We start from the raw sequence: 13,225 nt of genomic DNA, 5'->3' as shown, positions 1-13,225 counted from the left end.
AGTCCGACGCAAAGCAATGCGTCGGACTCAGCAGCAGATCTATCCCTTCTTGACCGCCTCGGCGATCTTGTCGAGCTCACCGCGAATGTAGTTCAGGAGCTCAGACGGCTTGCGCTTCCCACGATCAGGATGCGTGAAAGCCTTGGTCGCCAGCTCCGGCGTTGTCGAGGAAATGTCGGGCTTGTTGCCCGCGTAAGCGCCCGAGAGCCCCTTACCTTCGATGGACTGCCGCAGTCCTTCGCCATCCAAGAAGCAGACCATCGCATGCCCCGGGGAAGCCTCGAGCTCGCCGACGATGATGTGCTTGGCCGTCGCCTTGAGGAGCCGCCGTGCGGCATTACCCTCGACGCTGCTCAAGAAGCTCTCGAGCTTGCGCGCCTCTTCCTCGATCTCCCTGGCCTCGACCTCGGGCTGACGCTTCTGCGCCTCGACCGTCTCTGCCGCCTTCAACCACTCCCTGTGACCCATGGGAACCTCCGATTAATAAAGAACCGAGGAAACCATCGCAAAAAAGAGGAATTTTGTAAAGGGTTGAATCTAAAAAGCACTTACCAAAATTTCATCTAAAGCTTCATCCAATTCCATAGATGCTAATTCCTTCTTAGCCAACTCAACCAACTCCGGTTTTAACCGTTTAAACAATTCATTCGTTACCTGCTCACCCAAAGTCTTGGCGCGCTTTTCCAAACGACTACGAATAGCTAAAAAACGTTCCAGATAATTGGCAGAAACTCTTTGGAGCTCAGCCGAACGCTCAATTACCTCACGGGCTTCCTGTATAAAACTTTTGTTGTCGAGCCCGTACTGATTTTTGAGGCCTTTTGCCTGGACAATAATCTTCTGCCATAAAGACTCTTCGCGTGTAGAAAGATCCTTGGGCTTCTTAGCTCGGGAAATTACATCCAATAATTCCAAAGCCATCTCCGCATCCTGTCTCAAACGAACCTGCTCCTCCCAAGACTCCTTTGAAAAAGGGTTCTTTGCCTCTTGAAGTTTCTTTAAATGATACTCCTGCTCTTTACGATTTAGTTCCGTTTTTATGTCATGAATATCTTTACGAATAGCATCAAGAGACCTGGAGCGCGGATTCTCTAAGTCTCGCTGAATGCCTCTAAACCAAGATTCGGCTCTATTGAGGTACGGATGGGAGACCGAACTTCTTATTGGCTCAACTAATTCTTGTTTAGATTTAATAAATTCGCTCAAAGCTAATGCCTCCTCCCGAGCTTGATCATATTCAGGCGAGTCAAGGTCAAACTGTATCGGCCGCTCTGGACGACTTGCTATATAATCCTGTACCGCCTGCGTTTTTAATGCTTTCAATTCCGAATCTTCCGGAGATGGTTCCAGGCACTTTTTCATGAAGAAATATTAGCACAAACACAAAAGCCAAGTACTACTCTTGACTTTTTGGCTTATCTCATCTATAAAAGTTAGGTCCTTTCCGAGTTCTCAGACTCCAAGAGGTAGTTATGGGTGGTGAAAACAAAATGAGCGGCAACTTCAACGATCCGCCGCTGGACCCTGAGATCACTCCACGACTCATCCTCAACATTCCCGAAGCTCCGGGATTCCATCTCAACGATAAGTCAACAGAGCAGGAGCAATCACTCTACTCCGACCGATTCAATGCCCTCGAGGAAGCACTCAACAAGTTCATCAAAGAACTCAGTTTCTGCGGCTGGCACAAAGAGTTCTCCTGCGACTATCATCGCGATGAACGGCATCAGTATTTGACGCTTCGCGACGAGCGTGGGGTGATCTGGACCCTGCGATTCTATCCGGATGGAACGGTCGTATGGGAGGAGGACGGAGGTGACACAACCACCACCATCCGCTCATGGGCCGCCGGCATGCAACACGTGAAAAATATGCTCACAATCGAGGCGGAGAAAGAGAGACGAGTTGCTGCAAACAAGCACGCGATCCTCGAGATGCTCACCATCCTCGGTACCTGATCAACAGAACGCACCCAACAAGGTGCGTTCTTACTATTTTTACCAAACACAAAAGCCCAGCCTTTCAGCTGAGCTTCTCTGTCCGGCGGCGGGCTACTCTTCCAGGACCGGGTTGGGTCCAAGTACCATCGCTGCTGAAGAGCTTAACTTCCGTGTTCGAGATGGGAACGGGTGTGACCTCTTCGCTTGGGCCACCGGTCTTGGCTTTCGATTATTCGAAAAACAAAATCGATGACTCAAACTGCGGATTCAAAAGTGATACGTGCAAGGCAGTAGGAAAACACTTGCTACGCGCTACGTAATGTAGCACTTGCTCGACCATCGACAGAGTTTTACATCTGGATGGTGGAAGCATTGGACGATTAGTATGGCTCGGCTAAAGACCTCTCGGTCCGTACACCTACCACCTATCAACCTCCTAGTCTCGGAGGGTCCTATGACGAAAGTTAATCTTGGAAACGGTTTCACGCTTAGATGCTTTCAGCGTTTATCCGTGCCGAACGTAGCTACCCGGCGGTGCCCTTGGTAGGACAGCCGGCACACTAGAGGTTCGTTGTTCTCGGTCCTCTCGTACTAGAGAACAGTTTCCGCAACTTTCCACGCGCACAGTAGACAGGAGACCGAACTGTCTCACGACGTTCTGAACCCAGCTCGCGTACCGCTTTAATAGGCGAACAGCCTAACCCTTGGGACCTTCTCCAGCCCCAGGATGCGATGGGCCGACATCGAGGTGCCAAACCTGGTCGTCGATGTGGACTCTTGGACCAGATCAGCCTGTTATCCCCGGAGTAGCTTTTATCCGTTGAGCTTCCGCCGTCCGATTTCGTACGGTCGGATCACTATGTCCTACTTTCGTATCTGCTCGACTTGTTGGTCTTGCAGTTAAGCAAGCTTATCCCATTGCGGAACCAGCGCGATTTCCATCCGCGCCTAGCTTACCTTTGTGAACGCCTCCGTTACCATTTGGGAGGCAACCGCCCCAGTTAAACTACCCATCAGCTACTGTTCCACAATCCGGTTATACGGATCATAGTAAGAATATCGATAGTCCAAGGGTGGTGTCTCATCGGCGCCCGAAGGCTCCCACCTACACTGAACATGAAAGATCGATACCCAATAGCAAATTGTAGTAAAGCTTCACGGGGTCTTTTCGTCTGACTGCGCGTACAGGGCATCTTCACCCCACTTGCAATTTCGCCGAGTACCAAGTTGAGACAGTCGCTCTCTCGTTATGCCATTCGTGCGGGACGGAACTCACCCGTCAAGGAATTTCGCTACCTTAGGACGATTATAGTTATCGCCGGCGTTCATCAGCGCTTCGGCTCAAGGCTGCCGGGTTACCCCATGACCTCTCCCCTTAACGTTCTGACACTGGCCAGGCATCACTTCCTATACGTCACCTTGCGGTTTAGCAGGAAGCTGTGTTTTTGGTAAACAGTCGGAAAGCGTCTTTAGCTGCGGCCAGCTTGCGCTGGCAGGCCTTATCCCTAGGTTACGGCCGTTGTATTGCCGAGTTCCTAAACTTGGTTTCTCTCGTACACCTTGGCACACTTATGCCCACTCACCTGTGTCGGTTTCCGGTACGGTTTCCGTAACATTAGCCCTAGAAGTTTTTCTAGGCACCCCAGTCCCGACCCTTGCCTATCCTTCGATAGGCTTGCGCTCACCCCGAGGCTTATGACTGGCGGATTTGCCTACCAGTCACCCCTGAGTGCCCGAAGATTCATTCCGGGAATCTCGATCAGTTGAAGGATGCGTCACTCCATTGAAACACTACGCAAGTGCAGGAATATTAACCTGCTGTCCATCGACTACGCCTTTCGGCCTCGCCTTAGGACCGACTAACCCAGGGACGATTCGCGTTGCCCTGGAAACCTTGAGTTTACGGTGGACAGGATTTTCACCTGTCTTTTTGCTACTTATGCCGACATTCTCTCTTCCGAACGCTCCACGGTGCCTCACGGCTTCCGCTTCGGCGCAGATCGGAATGCTCCCTTACCAATATGATGATCCAAAGATCATCGATAGTCCGCGACTTCGGTATCGTACTTAAGCCCCGATAAGTTTTCGGCGCCGGACAGCTTGACCAGTGAGCTGTTACGCTTTCTTTAAAGGATGGCTGCTTCTAAGCCAACCTCCTGGTTGTATAAGCCGTCCGACCACCTTTTACACTGAGTACGAATTTAGGGACCTTAGTCTGCGGTCAGGGCTGTTTCCCTCTTGTCCTGTGGAGCTTAGCCCCCACGGACTGACTGCTGGGAACACGTAACGGCATTCGGAGTTTGGTTGGAAACTGTAAGCTTGCGCCCCAGGTCCCATTCAGTGCTCTACCTCCGTTACGTTATTAATCAGCGCTAGACCAAAATCTATTTCAGGGAGAACCAGCTATCACCCAGCTCGATTGGAATTTCACCCCTAGCCACAGTTCATCTCCGAGTGTTGCACGGCTCGTGAGTTCGGACCTCCACTTCGATTTCTCGAAGCTTCATCCTGACCATGGCTAGCTCGCCGGGTTTCGGGTCATGCGTACGCCACCAACGCCCTATTCAGGCTCGCTTTCACTACGGCTTCGTCCCCACGGGGACTTAACCAAGCGACGTACGGCATACTCGTCGGCTCATTCTTCAATAGGAACGGTGTGACGGCTTGCGCCGCTCCACCTCCTTGTAAGCATACGGTTTCAGATACTATTTCATCGCCCTCCCGGGCTGCTTTTCAACGTTCCATCACTGTACTGGTTCACTATCGGTCAGGAAGAGTATTTAGTCTTGGCACATCGTCGTGCCTGCTTCCAACGAGGTTTCTCGTTCCTCGTCGTACTTTGGATCTGGACCAGATGTGCGTATGAATTTCGTTTACCGGACTATCACCGTCTTTGGTTCCACTTTCCAGTGGATTCAACTATTCATCAGCACTATCCGCGTGTTCCGTGGGGAAGCACATGTCCGTCCCGCAACCCTCTCATATCGATGACCCACGTCCGCCATCCTGTCCGCGGTAATACTTGCGTATTGCTCGGTGCAGAATTTGAATATGAAAGTTTGGACTGTTCCCATTTCGCTCGCCACTACTAAGGGAATCCTTTATTTAGTTTCTTTTCCTCTAGGTACTGAGATGTTTCACTTCCCTAGGTGCCCTTCTGCCACCTATGTATTCAGTGGTCAGATCATCGCGCTTCACGCGAAGGGGTTTCCCCATTCAGAGATCTCCGGATCAAAGGTCGGTTGCCACCTCCCCGAAGCTTATCGCAGGCTCCAACGTCTTTCGTCGGCTCTCACTGCCAAGTCATCCACCGTATGCCCTTATGTGCTTCAACCATCCAGGCGTCCGAACAAGTCGGTCTCTGGAATGGTCTTGCAACTACTTCAATTACGTTATGCTCGATTGCAAATGTTGTTTCTATGCCTTGCACGTATCACGTTTGAATCGTTATACGTACCTATCTCGGGTTGTGCAAAAGGCATATCCGCGTCCTCCGCATAAGCGGGGCGACACGGACAGGAATGGGACCCGATCATTGATGGGATACCGTTCCTGTCCGACTCGAGCGAAAGTGTAGAGAGAACGAAAGCGAGCTTGACCGTCGTCGGCCAAGCTCGCGAAACCTGGAGAGGCTTCCGTGAGTCTTAGCCGCAAACATGACGCGTGAAGCGTGATGCGTGTTGCGTGAGGTCGCTCATGAGAAATCTCCAGAGGTCCCCGTAATCTTCCGTAATTCTGGGGGACATGGGTTTTGAAGTGCCGTTAGTTTATAGAACCCCTAAACCCTTGTCAAGGGCTCGGATTCAAAGGAAAATGAGCCTTATGAAGAGCATCCACATTCGAGCCGTCGGCTCCCCTACGGAAGACTGGCAATCCGAGGCTATTTCCATGTATCTCGAGCGTCTTAAGCCTTTTACCAAGGTGGAATTGACCGAGGTCGCGGAAGGCCACCAAGGCTCGGCTAAACCCGACACCAATAAAACCCGGGCTCGAGAAGCCGAGTCACTCGCCAAAGGACAACCTAAGGGTTCATTCGTTATTGCCCTCGATGAAACTGGAACCAATCTTGATTCACCCTCATTCGCACGCAAACTCGAGACCTGGTCCGAGTCCGGTCGTCCACTCGTCTTTTTAATCGGTGGATCTTGGGGGCTTGATCCCGCGCTTCGCTCGCAAGCAGAAGCCGTCATCTCGCTCGGCAAACAAACGCTCCCCCACCAGCTCGCACGCATCGTATTATTAGAGCAACTGTATCGTGCCGAGACGATCATCCGAAAAAAGGAGTATCATAAGTAGCGATGAATGCCTTTGAACGATGGACACCGGCTCCAGCACCGGCCGAGACTCCCAAAAAAGAAATCCGCAAAGCGGAGTTCCGTTTAGTTGAGTCGCAAGAAAATGAAACGCAGCTGCAAATCGGTATTGCAACGGAAGCCTCGCCCGATCATCCGGAACGCAATGAAGACAGCTACTACGTTTCAGAAGAACGCGGCATTGATTTTGTTGCTGACGGAGTCGGCGGTGGTTTAGCGGGTAATCTTGCAAGCGCAAAAGCCGCAGAAGAACTCACGTTGGAGCGCCTCGCAACACGCGACCCGATGACGCGCCTTGTCATGGAAGCAGGCCGTGAAGAGCCGATCGCTATCGCTGCCTTGGTAGAAAACGCGGTCGACCAAACATTGCGCAACATGCAACAAGCTATTGGCAAACTCCATAACGAGTCTCATGTGATTACAATGGCCGTCAAACGGGCGGAAAAGAATATAAACGCAAACTCGATCCGAATGATCCGATGGACCGCCAACTTGTGATGTCGATAGCCCGGTCGATGAGCTGCACAGCCTCCCTTTCCAAAATCTGGCGTGATATCGAGGGTAAAGATTGGAACACGATCGGCCATGTTGGCGACAGCCGCATTTATCGCTTGCGCCAAGATCGATTGGAACGCATGACTCCGGATCACTCCCTCGCTCAAGCCATTGCCGATCTACGCATACCGGACGTGAACGGTGAGCCCATCGAAAACGACCAAGACATCACAAGAAAATTTTCTCTCGCGACACTGGAAAAATATGCAACACAGAGCAGGGAGATCGCATCCATCGCGAGCCTAATGAAAAGAAAGAAAGCCGAAACATTTACATTGGACGATATTCGCCACTACCTCCTGCAATCGTTGGGCAATAAAAATACCAACAAGGATTATTACGGCGCGGAATTGAAACCTTATATCCGTACCGATGAATTAGAGAATGGCGATGTATACCTCGATTGTTCCGATGGCCTCTCCGACGTTCTCACCGACAATGAAATCCAGGCCATTCTGATCAGGCATATCGACGAACCCCTCAAAGCAGCCCAAGAGCTCGAGCAAGCGGCAGCAGCTCGATCCCAGACAAATCACGTCCGAGGCAAGCCAGATGACATCACGGTCATCGTCAGAAAATATAAGAAGAAAAAGAAAGAAGAAACGGCATAAAACAATTCGCCCCCGCAGACCAGTCATGGTCGCGGGGGCGTTTCTTCAGAGGATTTTGTCCTCGCGATGCCTCGGGTAGGTCCGCGGGAGATCGGCGATGGCGCGGCTCATCACGTGCATGCTCAGCCCGTTGTAGAGCGGATGCTCGTGAACAAGATCTCCGTTACCAGAGAACAGGATGACATCGCCAATGGGCAGGATCTCATCGCTCATGCCGCGGAGATCGGCATCGGGCAAGAGTTTGCGTGGTCGCGCGCAAGTCATGGTGATGAGTGAGCCTTCCGTATCGATCCACTCGATCTTCTCGAGCTCTTCCTCGCCGAGGAATTCGTCGTGACGGACGATGATCGAGAGTTGGCCGAGCCAGACGGGCGGCAGCTTCTCGTTGATGCGGAAACGGATGCGGAGCCGATCACGACGCCTGTCATAACCCACCCACACCATCTTGATGCAATTCAGGAATTCGCGATGCTTGTCACGAAACAGGTCGAGCACGGGAGCGGGGTCCATAACCACCTCAATCCATCGGACACGTGCTTGATACAGGATTTTAGCGATTTTGTCAACGGTCGAGCCAAACTATGATATACTTCTAGCTATCAAAATATATCGATCTTTGCGCCCCTTTTATGCCATCTGTAAAATCCAAAAAAACTTCAGCCGTAAAACCAATGCCAGCAAAATCACACCCGACCAAGGGTCGTGATGGTCACGGCGCTCACTGGCACGCCGTCCTCTGGATTGCTGCCATCGCGATCACCTTCTCGGTCTCGACCATCTCCTTGGCTGCTATGGCTCAAGGCACATCGTCTGGCTACCAAAAAAATGCCACAGGCATCCTCCAATCTATTTCCGACATCAGAAAAGACGTCCGTGAAATTGGTGCTCGCGTCATGCGTATTGAAAACAGTCTAGCCGAGTAAGACTATGCCGCTCGGCTCACCTAAAAAAACCCCACGGAAAGCTCCCTGGTATATCGTTACCTGGATCGCACTGATCGTGACGGTTTTTTCTTTTTCAACAATATCGCTCGCTGCCCTGGGCCAAGGAACGACGCGAGGATACGCAAAAGATAGCGGAGGCATTCTGATCGCACTCAACGACCTACGCAAAGAAATACGCGATATTGGCGTACGAATACTCGGAATAGAAACAAAAATGAGAAGCCGAGGCCTAATCCGTACAACAACACAAACAACGCCCACGCAGCTTCTAGGTTCATCAAATCTTCCATCAAGGACAGGAGAAACGGCACCGCAAGCAGAACCCCTGCCGCCTCCTCAACCATCAGAGTCGATTCCTCCGCCAACACAACCAACTCCCCCGTCGGAACCAACACCACCTCCACCTGCTCCCCCACAGCCAGATCCTCAGAAAGAAAAAAATCTGAATACGTGTATGCAGCAATGCGAGAGCGCGTTCAATAAGTGCCTCGCCGCAACCAAAGAAACGCCGCTCGTACCAAGCCCTGGAAATGACTTTCTCTGTGTAGAAAATAACGAGAAAGAATGCAAAGGACTTTGTAGCGACTGGTACTTCTACCCAGCACCAACGAAACCACCCGTACCGCCAATCGAGTCAGGCGCTCAAACATGTCTCCTGAACTGCCGTACGGAAATGTCACTCTGCTTCAAAGCAGCCAAGATCAAATACAACGTGGTCGATCCAAAGGTCCCTCCACCGCAAGCGTACTTTAACGAGTTAACCGATTGCGTTGTGAAGAAAGATAATGCCTGCCGCGCTGTCTGCCCAGCGATGAATCCAAGCGCAAAGGCGCCGACACAATAAAAAAAGCCCCCGTGAACCGGGGGCTTTCAGTTTCGCCGATAGCGCCGCTCAGCCGAGATCTTCCAGAGACTCGTCAGGAGAATCGAGATCCTCGTCGTCTTCCGCATCCGTGTCCTCGTCTTCGTCGTCCGTGCTGCGGACAGCCTCGCCATCGTACTCGATCTCGAGCGACTCCTTGGCCCGCTCCATCACGAGCTCCTCGTAGACCTCATCACCGTTGACGCGTACGAAGTACTTCTCGCCAAGCGAGAGATCAGGGAATTCCACGACTCCATCGTCGTCGGTCAGGATCTCGCCGAGATCGGTGCGGCCGCTCGAGAGCTGGACGCGCAGCCGCCGACGCGGCTGGCCGTCGGCATCGTGCACCGTTACTTCGAGCATTCCCTTGGTCGGCTTCTCTCTGCTGCGAGGCTTTTGTGCGGCCATAGTCCCCTCCAATCCGGTTCGACGACATGGATCTTCAATCTCCAAAGGACACTGACAGACAATCGGAAAACGCTTATTCTGTCAATGGGTCAAGCCAGATAAAAAATCCCCGCATTATGCGGGGATTTTTTTATGGTGCCGAGAGAGAGACTCGAACTCTCATCCTCTTTCGAGGGCCAGCTCCTAAGGCTGGTGTGTCTACCAGTTCCACCATCTCGGCTGGCGCCCTCAGGCTACGCGAGTCCTTGAGGAAAATCAATTGAACGTCGCTCGCGCAAACTCGACCCGGAACGGTTTGCAGTAAATCGAAATATACGGCGCCTTAGACAAATCAAAGTCCTGTGGCAAATCGTATGTCTGCGCCCCGCGTGAATTCTTAAGCGGCGCAATCTCAACCTCCCCTGCTTTCACGACCAGATAAGGCCCAGGCGTCACAAAAAACTCTTCCGATAGCACGATACGATAAATATTCCCGACTTTCACAATACGCACTGTTCCACCGCCTTCATGAAAATTCTTGCCGGAAAAATCGGCCAACCGCTCCGCCGTCCCACCCATCATCGTATCGATGGATTCTCGCAATTCCTGACGTTTTTCATCCTCGGAAAGCTCTGGCATGGGGGCCTTTTCCATGACCGCCTCGATCGCCTTGACCTTATCCTGATCATCCATAAGAGCGAGCTGTTGCTCGTTTGGTAAGTCGCCAAGCACGTACTTGGGTCCGTTTTGGCACCCGGCGCCAGCCAAGGCGAGGGTCAAAACAAGGCTTGTCATGGCCATTTTTTTCATACGTATACACAGCATAGCAGATGCTCTTGCCAATCGTTAGAACTTGAACAAAGATCGGAGGGTAAGACCATTGACATTTTATTAAAATTCTGCTAAGGTTAGCCCATCGCTAATGCGATATCATCCTATGAATAAGACACTCTTGAGTCTGATCTTGGTTGCGCTCATCGCCGCGCCGCTTACCGCTTTCGGTAACGTCGCCACGGTATTCGCTGCCTCGACCAACACCGCGATCCGCGGACAGTCCCAGCAAACCGTTTATTGGTACGCCAATGACGGCAAGCGCTATGTATTCCCGAATGCTGCCACGTACTTCACGTGGTTCCCGTCATTCGACAATGTCCAAAACATTTCCGACTCGGAACTGTTTGCGATTCCGCTCGCCGGAAACGTGACCTATCGCCCGGGCGCCAAGCTCGTAAAAGTTACGACGGACCCTAAGGTATACGCTGTCGCACGCGGCGGCGTCTTGCGCCATGTCACGAGTGAGTACCTCGCGACGCAATTCTTTGGTTCTAACTGGGCCTCCCAGGTTCAGGACGTACCGGATGAATTTTTCGTGAACTACACGGTTGGCTCGCCGATCTACAACACATCTGACTACAACGTCAGCAACGAGTACAACGGCGTCTTCAACCCAAATGACTCGCTCCGCACCCAAGGCCAAAACAACAATGGCCAGTCCGGATCATTGACCCTCACCGCTGATCGCACGTCGATCACAAGCGGTCAGGCTGTGTATCTCACGGGTACCTACTTCGGCACATTGCCAACGAGCGGTTACCTCGAGATCAAGGATGTTCGCACAAGCAACACGCTCAAGACCTGCTACAACACGAGTACATGTAGCGTCACGGTCTACCCGACCACCGATTCTTCACAGAACTCGGTGCAGTACTACATCGTCGCCAAGAACAGCAACGGTACGCACATCGGAACCCAATACGGTCCGGTGATCTACACCAATGGTTCTTCGCAAAACGGTACGCTCACCCTCACTTCCGACCGCACAAACGTCACGAACGGTCAGCAAGTAAATCTCTACGCCAACTACAACGCCAACATTCCGAGTGGCGCGCGCATGGAGATCAAGGAAGTCCGCACCAATAACGTTGTGAAGTCCTGCTACAACGTCGCTTCCTGTTCCACCGCGATCTACCCGTATCAAACCGGTTATTCTTCGACGCAATATTTCGTCGTCGTGATCGATACCAACGGCAACCAGATCGCCACCCAGTACGGCCCGACCATTTACTTTGATGGTTCCAACGGCCAGACCGGTACGCTCACCATCACATCCGACCGCACCAATATCACGAGCGGTCAGTCTGTGACTCTCAATGCGAATTACAACAATAGCCTCAATGGAGGTCGTATCGAGATCAAGGAAGTTCGCACCAACACCATTGTTAAGTCCTGTTACGACACGACCTACTGCACGGTCACAGTCTATCCGTACCAGACGGGCTACTCCTCGACCCAGTACGTCGCCACGGTCTTCAACAACTCTGGTTCGCAAATCGCTACCCAGAATAGCTCCACGATTTACTTCGATGGCTCCAGCCAGACCGGTACGCTCACGCTTACCGCTGACCGCACCTCGATCACCTCTGGTCAGAGCGTCATGCTCTCGGCTAGCTACAACAACAGCCTTAACGGTGGCCGCATCGAGATCAAGGAAGTCAGCTCGAGCAACATCGTATAAGCTTGTTACGACACGGCCTACTGCAGTGTTACGGTGTACCCAAACCAAAACGCCTCCACGCAGTACGTTGCAACGGTCTTCAACAACTCCGGCTCAATCGTCGCTACCCAGTACGGCCCGACGATCTACATCAACGGTAACAACAACGGCTCCTCAAACGACGGGACGAACTACATCAACGGCTTGACCCTCCAGTCCGACCGCACCTCCGTCGATAACGGCGGCATGGTGAAGCTCACGGCTAATGCCTACAACGCCGGCAACTGGAGCTACGTCGGTAATCGCATCGAGATCCGCGATGTCCGCACCGGTTCCATCGTTCGCACCTGCTATGACCAGTCCTGGTGTGTCGCCGATGTGTCCGTTCAGGGCAACAACGGTACCGCTCAGTACGAGGCTCGCATCTATGACCGCAACGGAAACTTCGTCATGAGCCAGTTTGGTCCGGTGATCTACGTGAACGGTACCTCCACAGGCTCGACAGGCACATCCAATAACGGACTGCTCTCGATCAACGCCAACACCATGAATCCGACTCATGGCCAGTCCGTTACCATTACGGCTAACTACTCGGGATCGCTTCCTTCCAATGGTCGCATCACGATCGGTACAGCCAACGCAGGCTCGGTCGCAACCGTTGTCCAAACCTGCTACAGCAACCCGTGCTCGTACACGTACATCGCTGGTCAAACGTATAACAACGTGACATTCCAAACGTTTGCCTACGATACGAACGGTAACCTGATTGCCTATGTGCAACCGGGTATCTACGTAACGACCAACGGCTCGTCGGGTTCCGTCGGCCAGATCCCTAACACGGACATTTACATCGCGCCTTCTACGAACGTTCGTGCCGGCGGCACGGTGTATCTCACCGCCAGCTTCACCAACCTTCCGTACGCCTCGGCTAACACCGTTATCCGCTTGTACACGGAACAGTCATCGACTCCGGTCGGCACCTGCACGGGTTCAGTCAGCTGCTCGGTCCCGTACACCATCAGCAACAGCGGCGTAAACACGCGCGTCTACGGCGTCGCCAGCAACAGCTCGCTCGGCAACACCATCGAGACCGCCCGCATCCCGCTCGCAACGTTCTAA

14 protein-coding genes, 1 tRNA gene and 2 rRNA genes are annotated in these 13,225 nt (G+C 52.5%); 8 read left to right on the top strand and 9 right to left on the bottom strand.

From position 1 onward, the window contains the following. Nucleotides 1-39: 39 nt before the first annotated feature. Both IPH19_03780 and IPH19_03775 read right to left on the bottom strand, forming a co-directional pair. Nucleotides 40-468, bottom strand: a complete 429-nt coding sequence (locus IPH19_03780; protein ID QQR60504.1) for a hypothetical protein — start codon at nt 466-468, stop codon at nt 40-42. A 69-nt stretch (nt 469-537) separates the two neighbouring features. Beyond that, nucleotides 538-1,362, bottom strand: a complete 825-nt coding sequence (locus tag IPH19_03775; GenBank protein QQR60503.1) for a hypothetical protein — start codon at nt 1,360-1,362, stop codon at nt 538-540. 110 nt (nt 1,363-1,472) lie between these two features. Here IPH19_03775 and IPH19_03770 point away from each other — a divergent pair, with 110 nt between their 5' ends. Beyond that, the gene (locus tag IPH19_03770; protein QQR60502.1) at nt 1,473-1,958 is read left to right on the top strand and encodes a hypothetical protein; all 486 of its coding nucleotides are present in this window, start codon (nt 1,473-1,475) and stop codon (nt 1,956-1,958) included. 80 nt (nt 1,959-2,038) lie between these two features. On the opposite strand, the gene rrf is transcribed toward IPH19_03770, so the two are convergent. Next, nucleotides 2,039-2,157, bottom strand: a 5S ribosomal RNA gene (gene rrf, locus IPH19_03765). A 143-nt stretch (nt 2,158-2,300) separates the two neighbouring features. Beyond that, nucleotides 2,301-5,275: ribosomal RNA gene (locus tag IPH19_03760) — 23S ribosomal RNA — on the bottom strand. A gap of 487 nt (nt 5,276-5,762) precedes the next feature. Between IPH19_03760 and IPH19_03755 the strand changes: the two genes are divergently transcribed. Genes IPH19_03755 through IPH19_03745 form a run of 3 tightly spaced genes read left to right on the top strand, consistent with a single transcriptional unit; the run spans nt 5,763 to nt 7,419 of the window. After that, the gene (locus IPH19_03755; protein QQR60501.1) at nt 5,763-6,236 is read left to right on the top strand and encodes a 23S rRNA (pseudouridine(1915)-N(3))-methyltransferase RlmH; all 474 of its coding nucleotides are present in this window, start codon (nt 5,763-5,765) and stop codon (nt 6,234-6,236) included. 2 nt (nt 6,237-6,238) lie between these two features. Then, the gene (locus tag IPH19_03750) at nt 6,239-6,751 is read left to right on the top strand and encodes a hypothetical protein (protein QQR60500.1); all 513 of its coding nucleotides are present in this window, start codon (nt 6,239-6,241) and stop codon (nt 6,749-6,751) included. Next, on the top strand, nt 6,733-7,419 hold the full coding sequence (locus IPH19_03745) for a hypothetical protein (protein ID QQR60499.1): 687 nt from the start codon (nt 6,733-6,735) through the stop codon (nt 7,417-7,419). The genes IPH19_03750 and IPH19_03745 overlap by 19 nt, the downstream gene beginning before the upstream one ends. A gap of 45 nt (nt 7,420-7,464) precedes the next feature. Here the strand turns inward: IPH19_03745 and IPH19_03740 are convergent, their stop codons facing one another. Further along, nucleotides 7,465-7,929 (bottom strand): hypothetical protein, encoded by a 465-nt coding sequence (locus IPH19_03740; protein QQR60498.1) that lies wholly within the window; start codon nt 7,927-7,929, stop codon nt 7,465-7,467. 119 nt (nt 7,930-8,048) lie between these two features. Between IPH19_03740 and IPH19_03735 the strand changes: the two genes are divergently transcribed. Next, nucleotides 8,049-8,342, top strand: coding sequence for a hypothetical protein (locus IPH19_03735; GenBank protein QQR60497.1), 294 nt, complete (start codon nt 8,049-8,051; stop codon nt 8,340-8,342). A 173-nt stretch (nt 8,343-8,515) separates the two neighbouring features. On the opposite strand, the gene IPH19_03730 is transcribed toward IPH19_03735, so the two are convergent. Beyond that, on the bottom strand, nt 8,516-8,779 hold the full coding sequence (locus IPH19_03730; protein QQR60496.1) for a hypothetical protein: 264 nt from the start codon (nt 8,777-8,779) through the stop codon (nt 8,516-8,518). Nucleotides 8,780-8,817: 38 nt separating this feature from the next. Between IPH19_03730 and IPH19_03725 the strand changes: the two genes are divergently transcribed. After that, the gene (locus IPH19_03725) at nt 8,818-9,207 is read left to right on the top strand and encodes a hypothetical protein (GenBank protein ID QQR60495.1); all 390 of its coding nucleotides are present in this window, start codon (nt 8,818-8,820) and stop codon (nt 9,205-9,207) included. Nucleotides 9,208-9,255: 48 nt separating this feature from the next. Here IPH19_03725 and IPH19_03720 read toward each other — a convergent pair whose 3' ends face one another. The 3 genes from IPH19_03720 to IPH19_03710 all read right to left on the bottom strand — a co-directional run bounded on the left by IPH19_03720 (nt 9,256) and on the right by IPH19_03710 (nt 10,422). After that, nucleotides 9,256-9,633, bottom strand: coding sequence for a hypothetical protein (locus IPH19_03720; protein QQR60494.1), 378 nt, complete (start codon nt 9,631-9,633; stop codon nt 9,256-9,258). Nucleotides 9,634-9,766: 133 nt separating this feature from the next. Continuing rightward, nucleotides 9,767-9,853 (bottom strand) — tRNA-Leu (locus IPH19_03715). Nucleotides 9,854-9,888: 35 nt separating this feature from the next. Next, nucleotides 9,889-10,422 (bottom strand): DM13 domain-containing protein, encoded by a 534-nt coding sequence (locus tag IPH19_03710; GenBank protein QQR60493.1) that lies wholly within the window; start codon nt 10,420-10,422, stop codon nt 9,889-9,891. Nucleotides 10,423-10,549: 127 nt separating this feature from the next. On the opposite strand from IPH19_03710, the gene IPH19_03705 reads away from it, so the two are divergent. Both IPH19_03705 and IPH19_03700 read left to right on the top strand, forming a co-directional pair. After that, the gene (locus tag IPH19_03705; GenBank protein ID QQR60492.1) at nt 10,550-12,127 is read left to right on the top strand and encodes a hypothetical protein; all 1,578 of its coding nucleotides are present in this window, start codon (nt 10,550-10,552) and stop codon (nt 12,125-12,127) included. 33 nt (nt 12,128-12,160) lie between these two features. Continuing rightward, nucleotides 12,161-13,225 carry a hypothetical protein gene (locus tag IPH19_03700; GenBank protein QQR60491.1) on the top strand — a complete coding sequence of 355 codons (1,065 nt, stop codon included), beginning with the start codon at nt 12,161-12,163 and terminating at the stop codon, nt 13,223-13,225.

The organism is Candidatus Uhrbacteria bacterium, assembly GCA_016699205.1.
GTDB lineage: Bacteria > Patescibacteriota > Patescibacteriia > 2-12-FULL-60-25 > 2-12-FULL-60-25 > CAIXDN01.
The sequence above is the reverse complement of the archived record's forward strand: the minus strand, read 5'-3'. Positions and strand labels throughout refer to the sequence as shown.

Coding starts and splice junctions, on each gene's coding strand:
- IPH19_03780 (QQR60504.1), bottom strand. CDS start 468: ATGGGTCACAGGGAGTGGTTGAAGGCGGCAGAGACGGTCGAGGCGCAG.
- IPH19_03775 (QQR60503.1), bottom strand. CDS start 1,362: ATGAAAAAGTGCCTGGAACCATCTCCGGAAGATTCGGAATTGAAAGCA.
- IPH19_03770 (QQR60502.1), top strand. CDS start 1,473: ATGGGTGGTGAAAACAAAATGAGCGGCAACTTCAACGATCCGCCGCTG.
- IPH19_03755 (QQR60501.1), top strand. CDS start 5,763: ATGAAGAGCATCCACATTCGAGCCGTCGGCTCCCCTACGGAAGACTGG.
- IPH19_03750 (QQR60500.1), top strand. CDS start 6,239: ATGAATGCCTTTGAACGATGGACACCGGCTCCAGCACCGGCCGAGACT.
- IPH19_03745 (QQR60499.1), top strand. CDS start 6,733: ATGGACCGCCAACTTGTGATGTCGATAGCCCGGTCGATGAGCTGCACA.
- IPH19_03740 (QQR60498.1), bottom strand. CDS start 7,929: ATGGACCCCGCTCCCGTGCTCGACCTGTTTCGTGACAAGCATCGCGAA.
- IPH19_03735 (QQR60497.1), top strand. CDS start 8,049: ATGCCATCTGTAAAATCCAAAAAAACTTCAGCCGTAAAACCAATGCCA.
- IPH19_03725 (QQR60495.1), top strand. CDS start 8,818: ATGCAGCAATGCGAGAGCGCGTTCAATAAGTGCCTCGCCGCAACCAAA.
- IPH19_03720 (QQR60494.1), bottom strand. CDS start 9,633: ATGGCCGCACAAAAGCCTCGCAGCAGAGAGAAGCCGACCAAGGGAATG.
- IPH19_03710 (QQR60493.1), bottom strand. CDS start 10,422: ATGAAAAAAATGGCCATGACAAGCCTTGTTTTGACCCTCGCCTTGGCT.
- IPH19_03705 (QQR60492.1), top strand. CDS start 10,550: ATGAATAAGACACTCTTGAGTCTGATCTTGGTTGCGCTCATCGCCGCG.